Origin of the sequence: Bacillus paranthracis (assembly GCF_001883995.1) — a bacterium.
In the GTDB taxonomy this organism is placed as follows: domain Bacteria; phylum Bacillota; class Bacilli; order Bacillales; family Bacillaceae_G; genus Bacillus_A; species Bacillus_A paranthracis.
On the sequence record NZ_MACE01000032.1, the window covers coordinates 23,943 to 42,237 of the forward strand.

Sequence of the window (18,295 nt, forward strand, 5' to 3'; positions counted from 1 at the left end):
TATTTGAAGGGAGAGAACGCAATGGAACATCACACTTCTGTTCTATCACTTATGGTTGTCGTTGCAATCGCGTTTTTCGTTCCCCTTTTGTTACAACGCTTTAAATTAAAAGCACTTCCTGTCGTCGTTGCAGAAATCATCGCAGGAATCTTTGTAGGTAAAAGTGGGTTTAATATTATTGAGCCAGATATGTGGCTTCAAGTCTTATCGACACTAGGATTTATCTTTCTTATGTTTTTAAGCGGTTTAGAAATTGATTTTTCTATCTTTAAACAAAAAGGGAAAAAGAATACGACAAACGAACCAAACACATTCCAAGCAGCAAGTGTTATCTTCTTATTTATTTTCATCTTATCTTATGCCCTATCATTACTATTCGTATGGTTAGGATTTGTAGATAATGCAATGTTTATGACTTTAATTATTTCAACAATCTCTTTAGGTGTTGTCGTACCAACATTAAAAGAGAATAACCTAGGAAAAACAGCAATTGGACAAATCATTTTATTGGTCGCTGTTATTGCGGATTTAGTTACAATGATTTTACTTGCTGTATTCGTCGGATTAAATTCCGAAAGCGGCCAAAGCATGTGGCTCCTTCTTCTTCTATTCGGCGCTGGTATTATTATTTACTTCGTTGCAAAACGTTTTAAAAACATTCCATACTTAGATAGCTTAAAAGCTGGTAGTGTACAAATTGATACAAGAGCTGTTTTTGCACTCATCTTAATATTAGTTGGGTTATCTGAATCCGTTGGAGCCGAAAATATTTTAGGTGCCTTCTTAGCAGGTGTACTCGTATCATTATTATCACCAAATGAAGATATGGTTGAAAAACTGGATTCTATCGGATACGGTTTCTTCATTCCTATTTTCTTCGTAATGGTTGGTGTAAATTTAGAGGTCTGGTCTATTTTCAAAGAACCTTCTAGCATGCTCATGATCCCAATTTTAATTGTAGGACTCTTTATTTCAAAACTGATACCATCACTCGTTTTACGAAAATGGTATCCACGTAATATCGTACTAGGAAGTGCCATCTTATTAACATCGACACTTTCTTTAGTTATTGCAGCTGCACAAATTGGTGAAAAACTAGGAATCATTAGTCCAAGTTTATCTGCCTCCCTTATTTTAAGCGCAGTTATTACTTGTATTTTCGCACCTATATTATTTAAAAAGATGTTCCCAAAAGTGGAAACACCAAAACCAAAAGTTTCAATTATTGGTGCGAGCAGAATTACCCTTCCGTTATCACTTGATTTAAAACGAGAAGATTATGACGTAACACTATATATGATGCGTCAAAATAAAATAAATGATGAGGAAGCGAAATCGCACGACTTCCCTATTGTGAAATTAGATGACATCACAATTGCATCATTAACCGAACAAACAGCATTTCATGCAGACCGCGTTGTTGTTGCAACAAGTGATGATGAACAAAACTTACTATTAGCAGAACATGCAAAAGAACTAGGTGTTGAACATGTTATTGCAAGTGTAGAAGATCCGCTTCTACAGGAAAAAGCAACACAAGAACATATCGCCGTATTCTCAACCATTAACTCTACACGTATTCTATTACGTGCATTAATTGATAAACCGAGTCTCGTTCGCTTAATTACAACAGCAAACGAAACAGTCCGTGAAGTTGAACTACGAAGCAATAAATATAACGGCGTTGCACTTCGTCGCCTTCCGTTTTTAGGTGATGTACTAGTCATTCAAATTTATCGTGGGAATAAAGCATTAATCCCTCATGGTGATACAAGACTACAACACGGTGACACATTACTTGTAACAGGCTCAAAGGAACATATCGATACACTAAAAAGCATATTAGAATAGAAAAATGCCCCTTACATAATTAAGGGGCATTTTTTTTCATTCCATATGGTAAAATGTTACTATCACATATTATGAGGATGGATTACATTATGTCTATTATAACTTTAGCTCTCTTATTATTAGCAGAAATACTCGTTGCCATTATTCTCATCGGTGTTAGTATTGAAATTTGTAGTTACGGATGGAAAAGATCAAATGGAATAAAATACTCTTGCCTCTTACTTTCACTCCTTCTCGGAACCGCTAGTATACTCGGACTTTTCGCCGCACCTGCCTATTTCTTTATACAATTAACAGAAAAAGCCTTATAAGAAAGGATGTTAATATGATTACCGTGAAAAATATTGATGGATCTGAAACTTACGTATTACGTCAAAAAATTTTGCGCCCGAATCAAACATTAGCAGATTGTAAATACCCTTCTGACTATGAAACAGATACCTTTCACTTAGGCGCATTTATAAACGATCAACTTATTAGTATCGCTTCTTTCTCAAAGGAAATGCATCCCGACTTACAGGCAGGTATGCATTATCGTCTACGAGGAATGGCCACATTGCCTGAGTTTCGAAACAACCACGCTGGAAGCTCCTTAATTCAGAAAGCAAAACAAATCTTACAAGAGCGTCAAGCAAATATGCTATGGTGTAATGGCCGAATTACTGTAGCTGACTATTACAAGCGCTTAGGCTTCCAAGAACATGGTGAAATCTTTGAAATTGAACCAATTGGCCTTCATAAAGTACTGTATAAAAGAATATAAGAAAAGCTTTCCGCAATACGGGAAAGCTTTTCTTATATTTCAATCTTCACTTTTTATCTTTTTCATATATATGTATATAAACAAACTAGGAACTAAAAAACAAGCAAACATAATAAGTCCTGTCATACTAATTTCCTTTATCGAAATATCTGGTGTTACAACGATACAAATAGCTAAAATCCCAATAACAATACTTACAGGAATTAATAATAGTTTCATGAAATAGCTACGTGATACTCCCCCTGTATGCTCATACACTTCCACTGAATTTTTCAGATTTAAAAAGTTAATAACTACAATCCCACCCATAAATACCATTAATAAATCCGAAATACTTTCATATCCTGCATCTTGCAAAACGTAGCGATAAAAAACAATACCTAGTATGAAAATATTTTGTAAGATGAAAACTAATCTAATATGTTTTAACCCCTCAATCATTAAACGTTCATCTTTCACAATTTTCATCGAATCACTCCTTTTCCTCCCAAAACAAATCATTCAAAGTTTTATCTACTGCATAACAAATTTTCAAACATAAATCTAAAGACGGATTGTATTTGCCCTTCTCAATTAAACTAATCGTTTGCCTTGTAACGCCTACTTTTTCTGCTAATTGTTGCTGTGTTAAATCTAACTGAACACGCGCGACTTTTATTTTACTTACAGCCATTCATGTTCCCCCTCCATCCATATTGTAATATATATATTCCATTAAGTAATTTATATTTTGCGTGACTGATTATAGTTTCACTTTATTATACACAAAAAAGGAGCCCCTCATAAGAAGCCCCCTCTCCTATATTATAAGAATAAATGACATCCAAATAAAATTGTAAATAAGTAGAGTAACGGATGTACCTCCATCCCTTTCCCTTTCACAATTTTTAAGACTGGATACACTAAAAATCCAATTGCAATTCCATTCGCAATACTAGACGTTAACGGAATACCAACGAAAATTAAAAATGCTGGTAATGCATCTTCAAATTCATTCCAATTAATATCACGAATACTTTGTGCCATTAAACTACCTACAATAATTAATGAAGGAGCTGTAATAGCGGCTACACTTGATAAAGAAGCAATAACAGGGCTAAAGAATGCCGTTATAATCGTTAGGCCGACTACTACAATACCTGTTAATCCCGTTTTACCACCTGCAGCAATACCAGCTGAAGATTCAATCGTCGCTGCTGTTGGGCTTGTCCCAAAGATAGAGCCTGTAGTACCGCCAATTGCATCCGCAATAAATGCTTTACCAAAACGTTTCTCTGTATTATCTGTAATTAAACCTGCTTGTTTAATTAAACCGAGTAATGCTCCTGTTGTATCAAATAACAGTACAAGTAAAAATGAAAATACAACGCCATATAATCCGTATTCAATTACATCTGAAAAGGCGTTAATTGGATTTGAAACGATAATCCCCTCTGGTAAATGAGGCATCGCAACAATTTTATCCGTAAACTTCAGCTGCCCTGTAAAGAAGGCGATAATTCCTGTCACAATCATACTAATAAATAATGCACCGCTCACACGCAATGTCATTAATACCGCCGCTAAAATCAAACCAATTAAAGTTAAAATAACGACTGGAGAATGGAAATCACCAATCGTAACTAAGTTAGATGGATGATCAACGATAATTCCAGATAGACGTAATCCAATAAAAGCAATAAATAACCCAATTCCACCTGCAATTGCATGTTTTAAACTATCAGGAATTGCGACAATAAGCTTTTGCCTAAATGAAGTGAAAGATAATAAAAGAAAAATGATACCTGTTACAAATACTGCTGAAAACGCAATGACATATGTAATCCCCTCTGCCTGTTGAACGACAGAATAAGCAAAATACGCATTCATTCCCATAGCTGGAGCAATAACAATTGGATAGTTAGCTAAAAACGCCATACATAGCGTCCCTACAACAGTCGCAATAATAGTTGCCGTAAAAGCTTGATCAAATGGTACACCTGCATCAGATAATATTTTCGGATTGATGACAAGAATATACGCAAATGTAAAAAAAGTTGTGATGCCAGCTAAAAGCTCTTGCTTCACAGAAGTGTTATATTTTTGTAATTGAAACATGGTTATGTACCCTTCCTACATCTGAATTATTATCACACATTCTTTTCTTACTAGTATGTGAGAAAATATAATACTTAATCTTAACAATCAATAAAAAGAAGAGTCAATATATTCGCTAATAGTTCGAATTTTAAGTTTAAGTCTGACAAGTACAGATGTAGTACAGTTAATAATGATTATTTTTGTAGCATAACAGATAGAAATGTTTTATAATTTGAAATAGTTAAATATTTAGTAAACGCATTCAAATATCGTTCACTCTACAAGGGGGATTCTTCTTATGCAGCACACAAACAAATCTGGAACTTTAAACCGAGGTTTAAAAGAACGACATATTACTTTAATGTCACTCGGTTCAGCTATTGGCGTTGGACTATTTTTAGGATCTGCTTCTGCTATTAAACTAGCTGGTCCTTCTATTTTACTAGGCTATATGATTGCTGGACTCGTTATTTTTTTCATTATGCGAGCACTCGGAGAAATGGCAATTGAACAACCTGTTGCTGGCTCTTTTAGTAAATATGCATATGATTATCTTGGACCACTAGCTGGCTATATTACCGGTTGGAACTACTGGTTCTTATGGGTTGTTACTTGCATGGCTGAAATTACGGCTGCTGGCATTTACATGCAGTACTGGTTCCCAGATATTCCGCGCTGGACTTGGGCTTTACTCGCTCTATTATTAATGAGTGCTTTCAACTTTTTATCTGTAAAAGTATTTGGAGAACTTGAATTTTGGTTTGCTCTCATTAAAATTGTCACAATTATCTGTATGATAGTAGTTGGGGCTGGTATTATTTTATTTGGCTTCGGAAACGGTGGTATCGCTACTGGCATTTCAAACCTTTGGTCACATGGTGGCTGGTTCCCAAATGGTTTTTCTGGGTTACTCCTCTCCATGCAAATGGTGCTATTCGCTTATTTAGGCGTTGAATTAATCGGCGTTACAGCGGGTGAAGCGCAAAACCCGAAAAAAACACTCGCAAAAGCAATCGATAACGTATTTTGGAGAATCTTACTGTTCTACGTTGGGGCTCTATTCGTTATGATGGCAATTTATCCATGGAACGAACTTGGTGAGAAAGGAAGTCCATTTGTATTAACATTCCAGCAAATCGGTATCGCAAAAGCAGCAGGGATTATTAACTTTGTCGTATTAACAGCAGCTCTTTCTTCTTGTAATGGTGGTTTATTTAGTACAGGCCGCATGCTGTATACATTAGCTCAACAGAAAAAAGCTCCGGAAAGATTCGGTCGTTTAAATAAAAATGGCATTCCAAGTCAAGGAATTGTAGCAACAGCAATCGTTTTACTCGTTGGTGTTATATTAAACTATCTTGTGCCCGCAAAAGTATTTACATGGCTCACTAGTATTTCAACTTTCGGGGCAATTTGGACTTGGGGTATTATATTAGTCGCTCAAATTAAGTTCCGTAAAAGTTTGCCGACGCAAAACAAACAAAAGTTATCGTATAAAATGCCTTTATACCCATTAAGTTCATATTTCTCACTTGCTTTCCTTGCACTCGTATTATGTATAATGGCGTATTCAGAAGATACAAGGATTGCATTAATTGTTGGACCAATTTGGCTTATCGGTTTAGCTGTCGTGTATTACATGAAAGGTTTTCATAAAATTGATGAAACACCTAATTCAAAAATTAGTTAAGCAAAACATCCCTTCCTTATTACTTGGAAGGGATATTTTTATGCCTATATAAATATTTCTCAACAAATTTCACGGTATTTTTACAAATTTTTAATATTTTTTATGTTTTCCGTCTTTATTTTTACAGAAAAATAAATTACATTATTAAAGCACATATATTTATTATTAGGGGGATTCTTCTATGAAGAATAAAAAATGGATTACATTTTCTTTAGCAACAGCAATTACACTAAGCATAGGGGCTTCGTTCATACCATCTACTTATGCCGAAAGCTCTGTAGACCCAGCTCCTGAAATTGCTGCAAAAGTTGTAAATCAAAACAATGGGAAAAAAGTATTATTCGATAATACACACGGTCAAACTGCCGGGACTGCTGACTGGGTTATCGATGGTGGCTTTTCTGATTTCGGAAACGGCATTGCCCAAAACGGCTATCATGTAAAAGAACTACGTAAATCAACACCGATTACATACGAAGATTTAAAAGACTACAATGTGTTTATCGTTCCAGAAGCAAATATTCCTTACAAAAAATCTGAACAAGATGCTATGTTACAATACGTGAAAAATGGCGGTAGTATCTTCTTCATTGCCGATCATTATAATGCAGATCGTAATAAAAATCGTTGGGACTCTTCTGAAGTATTTAACGGATATAGACGCGGTGCTTGGGATAATCCAGCAAAAGGAATGTCTAACGAAGAAGCCAATTCACAAGCTATGCAAGGAGTAGAAAGCTCTGATTGGCTATCTGACAACTTCGGTATTCGCTTCCGCTATAATGCAATCGGTGATGTTTCCGCTAAAAATATTGTATCACCTGAACAATCATTCGGAATTACAGAAGGGGTTTCATCTGTAGCAATGCATGCTGGTTCTACTTTAGCAATTACAAATCCAAAACTAGCAAAAGGACTTGTTTATCTTCCAGAAAACCCAGCAAAATGGAATAACGCTGTTGATAGCGGTGTGTATAACGGCGGTGGTGTTGCAGAAGGTCCTTATGCTGCTATCGCAAAAGTAGGGCTTGGAAAAGCTGCCTTTATTGGAGACTCTTCTCCTGTTGAAGATGCTACACCAAAATACGTTCGTGAAGACTCTGGCCAAACAAAGAAAACTTACGATGGATATAAAGAAGAAAACGATGCGATTTTACTAGAAAATATCGTAAATTGGCTATCGAATAAAGAAACATTTACAAGTTTAGACCAAGTAAATGGTTTACAACTTGATTTACCTACCACTTTACAAACATTTGAACAACCAAGCTTATCAACTGAGCCACAACCTGAACCTTGGAGTGCGCCAAATGCAGGTTATCAATGGTTTAATACAAATACTTTTAAACCTGGTTCATATGGCTATAACGGTGCAGTAACAGCAAATGACTACGTAGTTACACACCCTAGCACTCTACCAAACAATGAAGTGTTCCAAATCAAAATTCAAGTAAATAACTTATTACCAAACACAACATACAATAATTATTCTTTAGGTATATTCACTACTGGCGGTACACAAGTAGCAAAAGTTCAAAATACAAACGGCACTTGGCCATCTACTTTCGGATATAGTAGTGCATTTTCTTTCACAACAAACAGCTTAGGTTCTACTGAAAAAATTGTGAACGTACAAATCGATCCAAATACGACTGGACAAGCAACACTTCGTCTACGCCAAAATACGACAGCGAAATATAGTGAGACTGTAACGATTAATAAGAAATAATGAAAAAGGCAATCCGGATATGGATTGCCTTCTTCTCATTTCTCTTCTTTTGAGAAAAACATTCTTGAAATAACGATGCCTATACTTCCTACGATTAAGAATAACACTGCCCTAATCATCATTGAAACTTCTGGTAAGTCTAGAAGAAATAGCTTTCCTATCGTTACGACTAACACGACTAAGCCGGCATATAATATTTCATTCATATTTTTATTCCGGCCAAGCCAAACTGCAAATAATGCATACACCATCCATAATAACGATACAGATACACTTATTATGCTTCCATCTGTGGACAAAACTTCACCGATTCTAGTAATTGTAATAAATACAATCACCATAAACCAATAGAGTGCTATAGAATACATATACTTGCCAAAGCTCGCTAATACTTCTTTCGCTTGTCTCATGCAATAATAGAACGTTCCTATTAAAATAAGATGAGCAACAAAGCCTGCCGAAATAAATTGATCAAACGGGCTAAAAATCGTCTGTATCATTCCAATTGCGTAAACCGTCGCACTAACATACAATTTTATCTGTTGTTTTCCTTTAATAGAAGTAAACATACCGAGGAAGCCTTGTAATAATAGTACAATCGCTGCATTCACTAAACTATACTCATATAAAATCGCTAAACTAAAGGCCCCCATTGCGAAACCAAATAAAAGATTTGTAAATGTAGAATGTCTATTCTTCCTATATTCAAACACGAACATAATAGCGTGCACGAGTGCACTTATCATTAATCCCCATGTTGTAAATTCATGTATTTTTGAAATGGCTAATATAAAGAAGACTGCATTCGCACTAAATATCGCCAAGCGTGGCTCTACTATAAAACTTCTCTCCGTAAACATATGCCAAAATAATAGTAAGTGAATTAAACCATAAACTACTGTTAACTGGACTTGCAAATCCTCTACTAACATTGACATAACAGCAAAGAAGACAAAAAGAACAATAGCAGCAACAACATAAGAAATCATATATAAATACTGATAACGATTTTTCAACGCATACCATAATAAGCTGAGCGTTAGTATCGTCTCATATCCAAAGAAAATATACAGATTAGGAGTTGTACTATTTAATAAGAACGGCACGAAGAAAGCTCCTACCGCTACAAAGATAGTAAGATATTCCGATTGATACCTCTTCGCTATATAAATACCTAAAATGACCCATGCGATATTACATAGAAACGCGACACTCGCTGGAATAAATCCATATAAATAATGTGCCGCAAATGTCGTTAAAACTATACCCGTAATACTTCCTCCTGCTAATACTAACCCTAACGCTTGCCGCTCGCGTTTAATTTGAATATCCCCTATATAATAAAAACCGATTGATAGGACAATACCAAACACAATTCGTATTGCTGGTGTTAATAATCCCGCATCTACCCCTGCTTTAAATAACCAAATTACTCCAAGCAACATAATACCGACAAATATGCGCGGTAACCAGGTTTGGCAAAACTTAATAATATTAAATGGTTCTCGTTTAAAAGCAGATATATCCACTTGTTTTACCTCACGTTCTTGCACAGGTTCTTTTATTGTAACTACTTCTTCTTTTTGTTTTTCTTCCGTCACCGTTTCAATATATTCTTTCTTTTCCTTACTAACATGTTGCTTAGCATTTTCTGCTTCTATTTCTCTTTGTTTGGCTTTCAATTCAAAAAGTGCTTCTTGAATCGTTTCAATTGCCGTTTCGAGTGCTTCTATTTTCTTATTCAAATCCTCCTTCATACGCTCCCCCCTTATCCGTTCAAAACCTATATATTACCAATTACCTTTATCATACTCTTAGTCTATTCATTTTCAATACTATTTTTCCAAAAAAGAAAGGTGTTTTCCGAAATTGGAAAACACCTTTCTTTTATTTCTTCTTATTTAATACAACACCAATACAAGCACCTATAATAGCTGGAACAATCCACCCAACACCTTCCATATAAAACGGAATGTATTTCAATACTGATGTCCACTGATTCATCATCACATTTTTATTGAAAATATCAACTGCACTAAACACCGCTACAATTCCAACAGTTACTGTATATACGTATGCATACTTCTCAATATACTTATGGAATAGCCCTAAAATAATAAGCGTTAATGCAACTGGATAAATAAATCCAAGAATCGGTACTGATACTTTTAAAATTTGTGTTAATCCTAAATTAGCTAAAATCATACTAACCAAACTTAATATAAATGCCCAAACTTTATAAGCTACTTTCGGAAATGCACTTGCGAAAAATTGACTACAAGATGTAACAAGTCCGATTGACACACATAAACACGCGATCGTAAAAATAAGACCTAATAAAACGACCCCGCCTTGCCCAAATAATGTAGTCATCACTTGCGCTAACACTTGCGCGCCATTATCAAATGTCCCCAATGAACCACTCATTGAACCGACATATCCAAGTATGACATAAATAATAGATAATAATAGTCCTGCACCAATTCCAGCAATACTCATATATTTCGCTAAACCTTTATCATCTTCAATACCTTTTGCACGAAGAGCATTTGCAATCACAATCCCAAAAATTAAAGCTGCTAATGCATCCATCGTTAAATATCCATCTAAAAACCCTTGGAACATAGGCGCTTGTCCATAATTTCCAGCAGCCTCTTTCACACTACCTACTGATGTAAACATGCTTTTTATAAAGATAAGAGCAATCATACCTAATAATAACGGTGTTAAAACTTTTCCGAACAACCCCATTAATTTAGACGGTGATAAACTTAACCAGTACACAATACTAAAGAAAATAACTGTGTAACATAATAAGACTACGCTACCCGCTTCCGGAAATAGCTGACCCGGTCCCATTTCAAAAGCTAGACTTCCTGCACGCGGAATACCAAGGCCTGGTCCAATAAATACATACACGATACATGGAAAAATAATGGCGAATGAAGAATGAACTCTACCCGCTAGCGTTTGAAAACTTCCTGCTTTTGCAATCGCAATAACTCCCAATATCGGAAGACCTGTTGCTGATATAATAAACCCTACTAATGAAATCCACACATGTTCTCCTGCTTCATACCCAAGAAAAGGTGGAAATATAAGATTCCCCGCTCCAAAGAACATCGAGAATAACATAAGACTAATAAGTAAAATTTCTTTTTTCTGTAACAATTTCATTTCTTTCTCCTTCTTTAATTTCATCTTTTATGAAATCAATTTCACATATAAAAAAGTGCAATAAACCGCTTCTTTACAAAGAAAACATAGTCCATAGTCTAACATAAAAGAAACACTCATTCTATAGCTATATCCCTTTTCCAATTTCTTCTGAAAAATCAACCTTTATTGACTTATAATAGTTAATAAAGTAAAATATTAAATGTACAAAATTATTAACTTTGTTTTTGTTTGTGTCAGGAGGAAAATAACATGGAATCAGCGATACAACTAGAAAGAGAACAACAAAGAAAAAAGAAACATCCTCCAGGTTTATACTTACTCTTCTTTACAGAAATGTGGGAAAGATTTAGTTACTATGGATTACGAGGATTATTAACATTATATTTAACGACAGCTTTAGTAAGCGGTGGTCTTGGGTTTAGTCCTGGATGGGCACTCTCTATTTACGGATTTTACACTGGAGCCTGTTATTTCACACCGATGATTGGTGGATACTTAACGGACCGTTTTCTAGGTAGACGAAAAGCGATCACAATTGGTGGTATAACAATGGCAATCGGTAACCTTACACTATTTGCCTTACAAAACCAAGTCGGCCTATACCTCGGATTAGCGCTTATTATTATCGGTAATGGATTCTTCAAACCGAACATCTCTACACTGGTTGGGGAATTATACGAAGAGAACGATCCAAAACGTGATAGTGCATTTACCATTTTCTATATGGGTATTAATGTCGGATCATTTTTAGCTCCACTCGTTTGCGGATTTTTATCAGAAAATTTATTCAAAACAACGGTTGATGGCGTTGTACATTACGGATTCCGTTACGGATTCTTAGCCGCTTCAATCGGAATGATCATTGGACAAATTTTATTTACAACACTATCCAATCGCTTCCTTGGTGATATCGGTAAAAAACCAACTCGCGATTTACAAACAACAGATGGACAACCATCAGTAGGAGATACACCTTTAACAAAAAAAGAAAAACAACGTACTGCAGTTATCGTCATTTTAACATGCTTCGTTGTCTTCTTCTGGGCTGGCTTTGAACAAGCTGGTAGTTCATTAACATTATATACAAACAAATTTGTAGACCGCTCTGTGTTCGGATGGGAAGTTCCAACATCTTGGTTCCAATCGGTCAATCCATTATTTATTATTTTACTTGCTCCAGTTATTTCGGCATTATGGGCAAAACTTGCAACTCGCAAGCGCGGGGATTTAAAAATCCCAACTAAAATGGGACTTGGTATGATCTTGCTCGGTATCGGTTATATCATTCTCGTTATTGCTACATTAAAAACAGGTAGTGATGAACATAACATTACAGAAAAAGCAAACTTACTATTTATCGTCTTTACGTATCTTTTCCATACGTTAGGTGAGCTATTCTTATCACCTGTTGGACTATCAATGGTTAGTGCGCTTGCCCCAGTAAAACTTGCTTCTTTATTAATGGGAGTATGGTTAGCAAGCTCAGGAATCGCTAACATTTTAGGTGGACAACTTGCAAGCTTCACAACTTCACTTGGATATGCTGAAGTATTTACAGTAATTGGCGCTGTAGCAATTGTATTAGGCTGCGTTTTATTACTAATTTCTAAGAAGTTAGTGAAATGGATGGATTAAAAAAGATGAGGGGAAATCCCTCATCTTTTTTATGCATTCTTACCTTTTTCTATCGCTTGTTCGTACAGATTTTTATGTTCTTTATATTCACTTGGCACAAAATTCTTATAGAAGAATGCAAGCCAACTGTCTCCTTTTTTATATCCTTCTTCTCTAATTTCTGCTGCTTTTTTATTTGATTTAAATCCTTCAATAAACCATTTCTTTAACGATTCATTTTTTTCATATTTAGCAGGAACTTTCAAATCATAGTTTTCAAATGCATACTTATAGCCAGCCTTTTCTACTGCTTTTTTTGTAGATTTATAACCCTTTTCATAAGCTGTTTCATACGCCTTCACGTACACATCTTTCTCTCTATTTCCGGGGTTCTTTCCGGCTAATTCCTTACCTGCCTTTTCCCCTAGTTCAGCTTGCTCTTTTTCAATTTTTTCTGTTCTTTCTTTATTCCCTACTTGGAAACCTTCTGCAAAATTCGGCTTAAACTCTGGAGCAATTTGACTATCTTCCATCGTCTCTTGTGCTAAACCTTGCTCTTTTCCTTTTTCAAAATTCGTTTTCTTCTGCTCTTCTAAAGACCAAGATGCAGCATAAGCAATTTTGAATGCTTCTTTATATGTATCTGATTTTCCAGCTAAATGTGATTCTGCATCATTTTTCCCTGCTTTAAAATCAATCTCTCCATTTTTTTGTCCCTCAAGCTGTCCTTTTTCCATATCAGCTTGACGTTGTGCTTCCTCTCGCTTACGTGCTTCTTCCGCTTTTCTTTGTTCTTCAGCTACACGTTGTCTCTCTGCCTCTGCTTTTCTTTGTTCCTCCGCTACACGTTGTCTCTCTTCTTCAGCTTTACGCTGCGCCTCTGCAGCACGTTGTTTTTCAGCCTCAGCATTGCGCTGTGCTTCTGCTTGTCTTTCAGCTTCTACAGCACCATTATTATTTTGACTAGGAGCTGGACTTGTTGCACCACTACTAGAAGCTGGCTTATTGTGATAATGATATTCCCCGTACTGCAATCCCCATTTTTCACAATTTGTACGACACGTATGTCCCCCATTAGCATCTGTACGTCCTGGATGCGCATAGGCTGAAATTGGAGCTACCAATAACGCTACACTTGTTGTTAAAAGAAGTTTCTTCACCTGTTGTTTCACTCTTGTTCCTCCCAAAATCCTGAATTCTAACTTTATTATATATAAATAGAAAAATACTTAAATACCAACTAAAATATTCTATTATTTCTCAACATTAGTAAAAAAGAAGGTCAACTCTTTAGAGAGTTGACCTTCTTTTTTATTTCTTCGCCTTCGTTCCTACTAAATCACCAGCAACAACATAACGTTTAGAATTATCTTTTACAGATACACATGTAATAAGTGTTATCTCATCTTTCCCATGATCTTCAACAACCTCCCATTTATCAGGAGTTACTTCAGATACACCAGTAACCGCATATTCATATTCGTTTTCATTATCATACAAATAAATTTTATCGCCTTTTTTTAGAGACGCTATATCACTAAATAAAACACCTTTTTTAGACATGTTATGTCCTGCTAATGCATAATTCCCTTTTCCCATTACTTGATTTTCTTTTACTGTTGCTGCACCTGATAATAGGTTTTTCTCAGTAGAAGACTTTAAAACAGGAAGTTCTAATGAAACACTCGGAATCGAAATACGACCAATTACTTGTTTCTTATCTAAAGATGCGTTCGCTACTTCTGCCAAGTCTGGTTGATTAATTTTCGAAGCATCTACAAATTCTGTCTCATGTTTTTCATAATCCATTTTTTGAACAGCCTGTACATTTTCAGTCTGTTTCTTTTCAGCTTGATATCCATCATAAAATGGTTTGCCGATTAATACACCACCTACAACAAATAGGAGGATTGCTACTATACTATAAATTCTTTGCTTATTCATATACAATTCCTTTCCGTTACAAAATCTTACTCTATTTAAAATGATAAGATAATATTGCTATATGTACAAGTGTAAGCTGAAAAGAAACCTTCTTGCTGATGCAAGAAGGTTTCTTTTTAAGCGATTTTATTTCGATATAAAGATACGTGGAAAATTGTCATTTGAATAAAGAAAATACTAAATGCAATATATATTGGATATGCAGGAACATATAGATTAGCAATTGGAGAAAGCGTTAAAAAACCAACCGCACAAGGCAACACGTACCATAGTGACATAAATGTAGTACGACAAGCCTTTTCTGTAATCGCCTTTTCCCGCTCGTCTTCTTGAGGAAATAACAGTGGAAACATCCAATATGATAGCTCTTTATATTTTTTCTTTTGAATTTTATAAAGAACAGTCGATACAATACCAAATATTAAAAGCAATCCTATTGGCATTAAACTCACCGAAACTTCAAATGGTACCCTCTTCGTTTGAATAAAATTAGCAACTTCGATAGTAAAATAATACAACTCAATAAATGCCCAACCTGCTAATACCATTAAAAGTACATTCAACATATAGGAAAATACAAGTCTATTCATCCTCTTCCCCCTCCTTATTTAAAACAAACACATCTTCCATCTTGAGCTCGAACACATCGCAAATCGTAAGCGCTAATAACAATGACGGAACATAATCCCCTTTTTCAATTGCCGCGATTGTTTGTCTCGTCACTCCAACCTTTTCTGCTAATACACTTTGCGAAAAATTAAACCGAGCTCTTAATTCCTTCACTCTATTTAAAATGGTCAAATTTACCACCTCTCACCATCATTGTATGCTACCCTTAACAAAATGTAAACTCAACTTAACATTGTTTTTATAAAAAAATCCAACTCTACGTATTGTAAAGTTGGATTACGTGTTAGTTTAAAATTGTAACTTTAACGATTTTTCTTCCCCATTGACTAGAAGACCCTTTATCAGGCATTAACACATCAATTCTGTTACCTTTAATCGCTCCACCAGTATCTGCTGCAATTGCGACTCCATAACCTTCAACATTTACAGTTTTACCTAATGGAATAACATTTGGATCTACAGCAATTAATTTCATTCCTGGGTTTGCAGTTAGATTATAACCTTTACCACCTGGTCCCCATGCAGAGAATACTTGTTGACCTGGTGCATAACCATTTTCCCCTGGATCAGCTGTATAAGCTGTAGCTTCTACATAAATTTCTTTCCCACCAGCAGTTGGCTTAGGAGATGGTTTAGGTTGTGGAGGTTCTACCTTCGAATTATTATTAGCAACTGGTTCAGCTGGTTTACTAGCTTTTTCCTGCTTTTGCTTTTCAGCAATTTCCGCTTGCGCTTTTGCTAAAGCTTCTTGTTCAGCCTTTGCAGCTGCCTCCGCTTTTGCACGCTCTTCTGCTGCAATTCTTGCTGCTTCTTGCTCACGAGCAATCGTTTCTTGTACTGCCTTCATGTTTGATTCGATTTTAGCCTTTTCTTCTGCAGCTAAATTAAGTTGGCTTGCAACCTGATTATATTTAGCTTGAACTGTTTGTAAGTTAGCTTGACGCTTTTTCAAGTTATCTTGCAAATCAGCTTGTGCTTTTGCTAATTTTTGTTTGTCTACTACTAAAGATGCTTCTTTTTCGTCAATTGTTTTCTTGTCTGCTTCAATTTGACGAAGATCTTGTTCCTGTAGACGTAAAATTTCTTTATCAGCTTCTAAAATAGTAGAAACTGCGTTCATACGTTGTAAGAAATCTGCAAAGTTTTTTGACTCTACTACAACTTCTACTACTAAACTTGTATTTGAACTGTTTTGAACAGAAACCATACGTTTTCTCATAATATCTTTACGAGCAAGGACTTTATCCTCTAAAACGACAATTTCTTCCTTTTTTTGCTCAATCTGCTTATGTGTTTCATCAATTTTACGTTGAATAGCAGCTTGATCCTCTTTATTTTTTGCAATTGTATTATTTAAATTATGTAGTTCGTTTTCGATACCTTGAATTTCTTTACTAACAGCTTGCTTCTCTTGCTCTTTCTTTTGCATTTCTGCATCGTTTTGCTGCAATTGCTGTTGCATGTTGTTAAGTTTCTCGTCGTTTGACTCTGCTTTAACAGCGACTGTACTAGAAAGACTTATAATTCCTGCTAATACTAGACTACTGATTCGCTTAAAATAGTTCATAATCCGACTCCCTTCTTATACAGTTATACATGATTTATTTTACAGTTTGTTTACAATACCATTAAATACAGTTTATTTTTCATGACGAAAAAAAGGGAATTATGCATAAAATGTAATAGATTCTTAAATATTTAACAATTCCTATATTTAAAAATTATAAAAGATGCTAAAATCCAAATATAGAGAAAATATAACTTCTAAAGGCGGTTGAAATAAATATATGTTTACTCAAAAGAAATCACTCCAACATAAAATTGATCAATTAGAAAGTCGTATACAAGAACTAGAAGCAGAATTAAAACAAAAGGATATCGAACAACAAGAGACTATTTCTTCTATCCACGATCGTGTACAAAGCGTTGTTCAAGAGCATCAACTTGTAAATAACCAGCACAATACACTTCAAAATTTAGTTCAACAATTAAGCTCATGTTTCGAAAATGTTTCAACACGCACGACACATTCCAATGAATTAAATAATGAAATGTTACAAAAAGAACAAAGCTTAATTCAATCTATTGAAGAAATCATTGACTGCTCTAATGAAGGAAAAGAATCTGTTCACCGTTTACTTATTGTAATTAACAAATTAGGCGAACAATCTCAACGTACGTCTAATAGTATGAATCATTTAAGTGAACGCTCAAAAGAAATCGAGCAAATTGTAGAAGTCATTCAAAACATTGCAGCACAAACAAATTTACTTGCTTTAAATGCAAGCATTGAAGCTGCACGTGCTGGTGAACACGGTAAAGGATTCGCTGTCGTTGCCAATGAAGTAAGAAAATTAGCTGAAAGTACAGCTGAAAGTACAAAAAACATTGGCAACTTAACGAAAAAAATTCAAGAAGAAATTGAAAAAGCATACGATAATACAAAAGATAATTTGCATTTAGTCGATGAAGGTGTAGAAATGAGTGCCGATACAAACGCTAGAATTGAAAATATTTTAATTATGATTCAAACGTTACAAAACGGTGCTACTAATGTTATTAAAGCTATTGAAAACCAAAAGTCTTGTAATGATGATATATTACGAGAATTCGCTACTACACAACAAATGTTCCAAAAGTTAAATACTACTATTATGAATCACATTCATGATGCTGAGAAAGTCGATGTTCAATTAACGAAAAGTCTTGAAGAAACAGCAGTTTCTCATTAATAATAAAAATCCCTTATACTGCTATAAGGGATTTTTATTATATTTTGAATATTTATTTCTTCTCAATATTCATCCGTATCTTT

The 18,295-nt window shown here is 35.0% G+C and carries 16 protein-coding genes and 1 pseudogene; 7 read left to right on the forward strand and 10 right to left on the reverse strand.

Annotated elements, in window-relative coordinates; genetic code table 11:
* The first annotated feature begins 21 nt into the window (after nt 1-21).
* The 3 genes from BAQ46_RS13650 to BAQ46_RS13660 are packed head-to-tail and all read left to right on the forward strand — an operon-like array spanning nt 22 to nt 2,614.
* On the forward strand, nt 22-1,851 hold the full coding sequence (locus BAQ46_RS13650) for a monovalent cation:proton antiporter family protein (RefSeq protein ID WP_000399992.1): 1,830 nt from the start codon (nt 22-24) through the stop codon (nt 1,849-1,851).
* 53 nt (nt 1,852-1,904) lie between these two features.
* On the forward strand, nt 1,905-2,162 hold the full coding sequence (locus BAQ46_RS13655) for a DUF4022 family protein (protein ID WP_001996702.1): 258 nt from the start codon (nt 1,905-1,907) through the stop codon (nt 2,160-2,162).
* A gap of 14 nt (nt 2,163-2,176) precedes the next feature.
* Nucleotides 2,177-2,614 (forward strand): GNAT family N-acetyltransferase, encoded by a 438-nt coding sequence (locus BAQ46_RS13660; protein ID WP_071742038.1) that lies wholly within the window; start codon nt 2,177-2,179, stop codon nt 2,612-2,614.
* A gap of 39 nt (nt 2,615-2,653) precedes the next feature.
* On the opposite strand, the gene BAQ46_RS13665 is transcribed toward BAQ46_RS13660, so the two are convergent.
* The 3 genes from BAQ46_RS13665 to BAQ46_RS13675 all read right to left on the reverse strand — a co-directional run bounded on the left by BAQ46_RS13665 (nt 2,654) and on the right by BAQ46_RS13675 (nt 4,711).
* Nucleotides 2,654-3,082, reverse strand: a complete 429-nt coding sequence (locus BAQ46_RS13665) for a hypothetical protein (protein WP_071742039.1) — start codon at nt 3,080-3,082, stop codon at nt 2,654-2,656.
* Nucleotides 3,083-3,086: 4 nt separating this feature from the next.
* A complete protein-coding gene (locus tag BAQ46_RS13670; RefSeq protein ID WP_000301182.1) occupies nt 3,087-3,287 on the reverse strand; it encodes a helix-turn-helix transcriptional regulator in 201 nt (66 codons plus the stop codon).
* A 131-nt stretch (nt 3,288-3,418) separates the two neighbouring features.
* Nucleotides 3,419-4,711 (reverse strand): NCS2 family permease, encoded by a 1,293-nt coding sequence (locus tag BAQ46_RS13675; RefSeq protein WP_071742040.1) that lies wholly within the window; start codon nt 4,709-4,711, stop codon nt 3,419-3,421.
* Nucleotides 4,712-4,991: 280 nt separating this feature from the next.
* Here BAQ46_RS13675 and BAQ46_RS13680 point away from each other — a divergent pair, with 280 nt between their 5' ends.
* Nucleotides 4,992-6,383 (forward strand): amino acid permease, encoded by a 1,392-nt coding sequence (locus tag BAQ46_RS13680; protein WP_001164906.1) that lies wholly within the window; start codon nt 4,992-4,994, stop codon nt 6,381-6,383.
* A gap of 181 nt (nt 6,384-6,564) precedes the next feature.
* Entirely contained in the window at nt 6,565-8,112 is a 1,548-nt protein-coding gene (locus tag BAQ46_RS13685) for a DNA-binding protein (protein ID WP_071742041.1), read from the forward strand.
* A gap of 35 nt (nt 8,113-8,147) precedes the next feature.
* On the opposite strand, the gene BAQ46_RS13690 is transcribed toward BAQ46_RS13685, so the two are convergent.
* Together BAQ46_RS13690 and brnQ1 are read right to left on the reverse strand one after the other, a co-directional pair.
* Nucleotides 8,148-9,869, reverse strand: a complete 1,722-nt coding sequence (locus BAQ46_RS13690) for a DUF2339 domain-containing protein (protein WP_071742042.1) — start codon at nt 9,867-9,869, stop codon at nt 8,148-8,150.
* A gap of 130 nt (nt 9,870-9,999) precedes the next feature.
* Entirely contained in the window at nt 10,000-11,289 is a 1,290-nt protein-coding gene (gene brnQ1 / locus BAQ46_RS13695; RefSeq protein ID WP_000771680.1) for a branched-chain amino acid transport system II carrier protein BrnQ1, read from the reverse strand.
* Between the two features lie 252 nt (nt 11,290-11,541).
* Between brnQ1 and BAQ46_RS13700 the strand changes: the two genes are divergently transcribed.
* Entirely contained in the window at nt 11,542-12,927 is a 1,386-nt protein-coding gene (locus BAQ46_RS13700) for a peptide MFS transporter (protein ID WP_000443153.1), read from the forward strand.
* Nucleotides 12,928-12,956: 29 nt separating this feature from the next.
* Here BAQ46_RS13700 and BAQ46_RS13705 read toward each other — a convergent pair whose 3' ends face one another.
* From BAQ46_RS13705 to BAQ46_RS13725, 5 genes are all read right to left on the reverse strand, one after another.
* Entirely contained in the window at nt 12,957-14,078 is a 1,122-nt protein-coding gene (locus tag BAQ46_RS13705; protein WP_000813415.1) for a YHYH domain-containing protein, read from the reverse strand.
* 139 nt (nt 14,079-14,217) lie between these two features.
* A complete protein-coding gene (locus BAQ46_RS13710; RefSeq protein ID WP_001041721.1) occupies nt 14,218-14,850 on the reverse strand; it encodes a class A sortase in 633 nt (210 codons plus the stop codon).
* Between the two features lie 116 nt (nt 14,851-14,966).
* A complete protein-coding gene (locus BAQ46_RS13715; protein WP_001081111.1) occupies nt 14,967-15,440 on the reverse strand; it encodes a hypothetical protein in 474 nt (157 codons plus the stop codon).
* A complete protein-coding gene (locus BAQ46_RS13720) occupies nt 15,433-15,651 on the reverse strand; it encodes a helix-turn-helix transcriptional regulator (protein WP_000154009.1) in 219 nt (72 codons plus the stop codon). Before BAQ46_RS13720 ends, BAQ46_RS13715 begins: the two co-directional genes overlap by 8 nt.
* Nucleotides 15,652-15,763: 112 nt before the next feature.
* Nucleotides 15,764-17,047, reverse strand: coding sequence for a 3D domain-containing protein (locus tag BAQ46_RS13725; protein WP_071742043.1), 1,284 nt, complete (start codon nt 17,045-17,047; stop codon nt 15,764-15,766).
* Between the two features lie 631 nt (nt 17,048-17,678).
* Between BAQ46_RS13725 and BAQ46_RS31680 the strand changes: the two are divergent.
* Nucleotides 17,679-18,212: pseudogene (locus BAQ46_RS31680) on the forward strand (methyl-accepting chemotaxis protein); the annotation flags it as partial.
* Nucleotides 18,213-18,295: the final 83 nt, after the last annotated feature.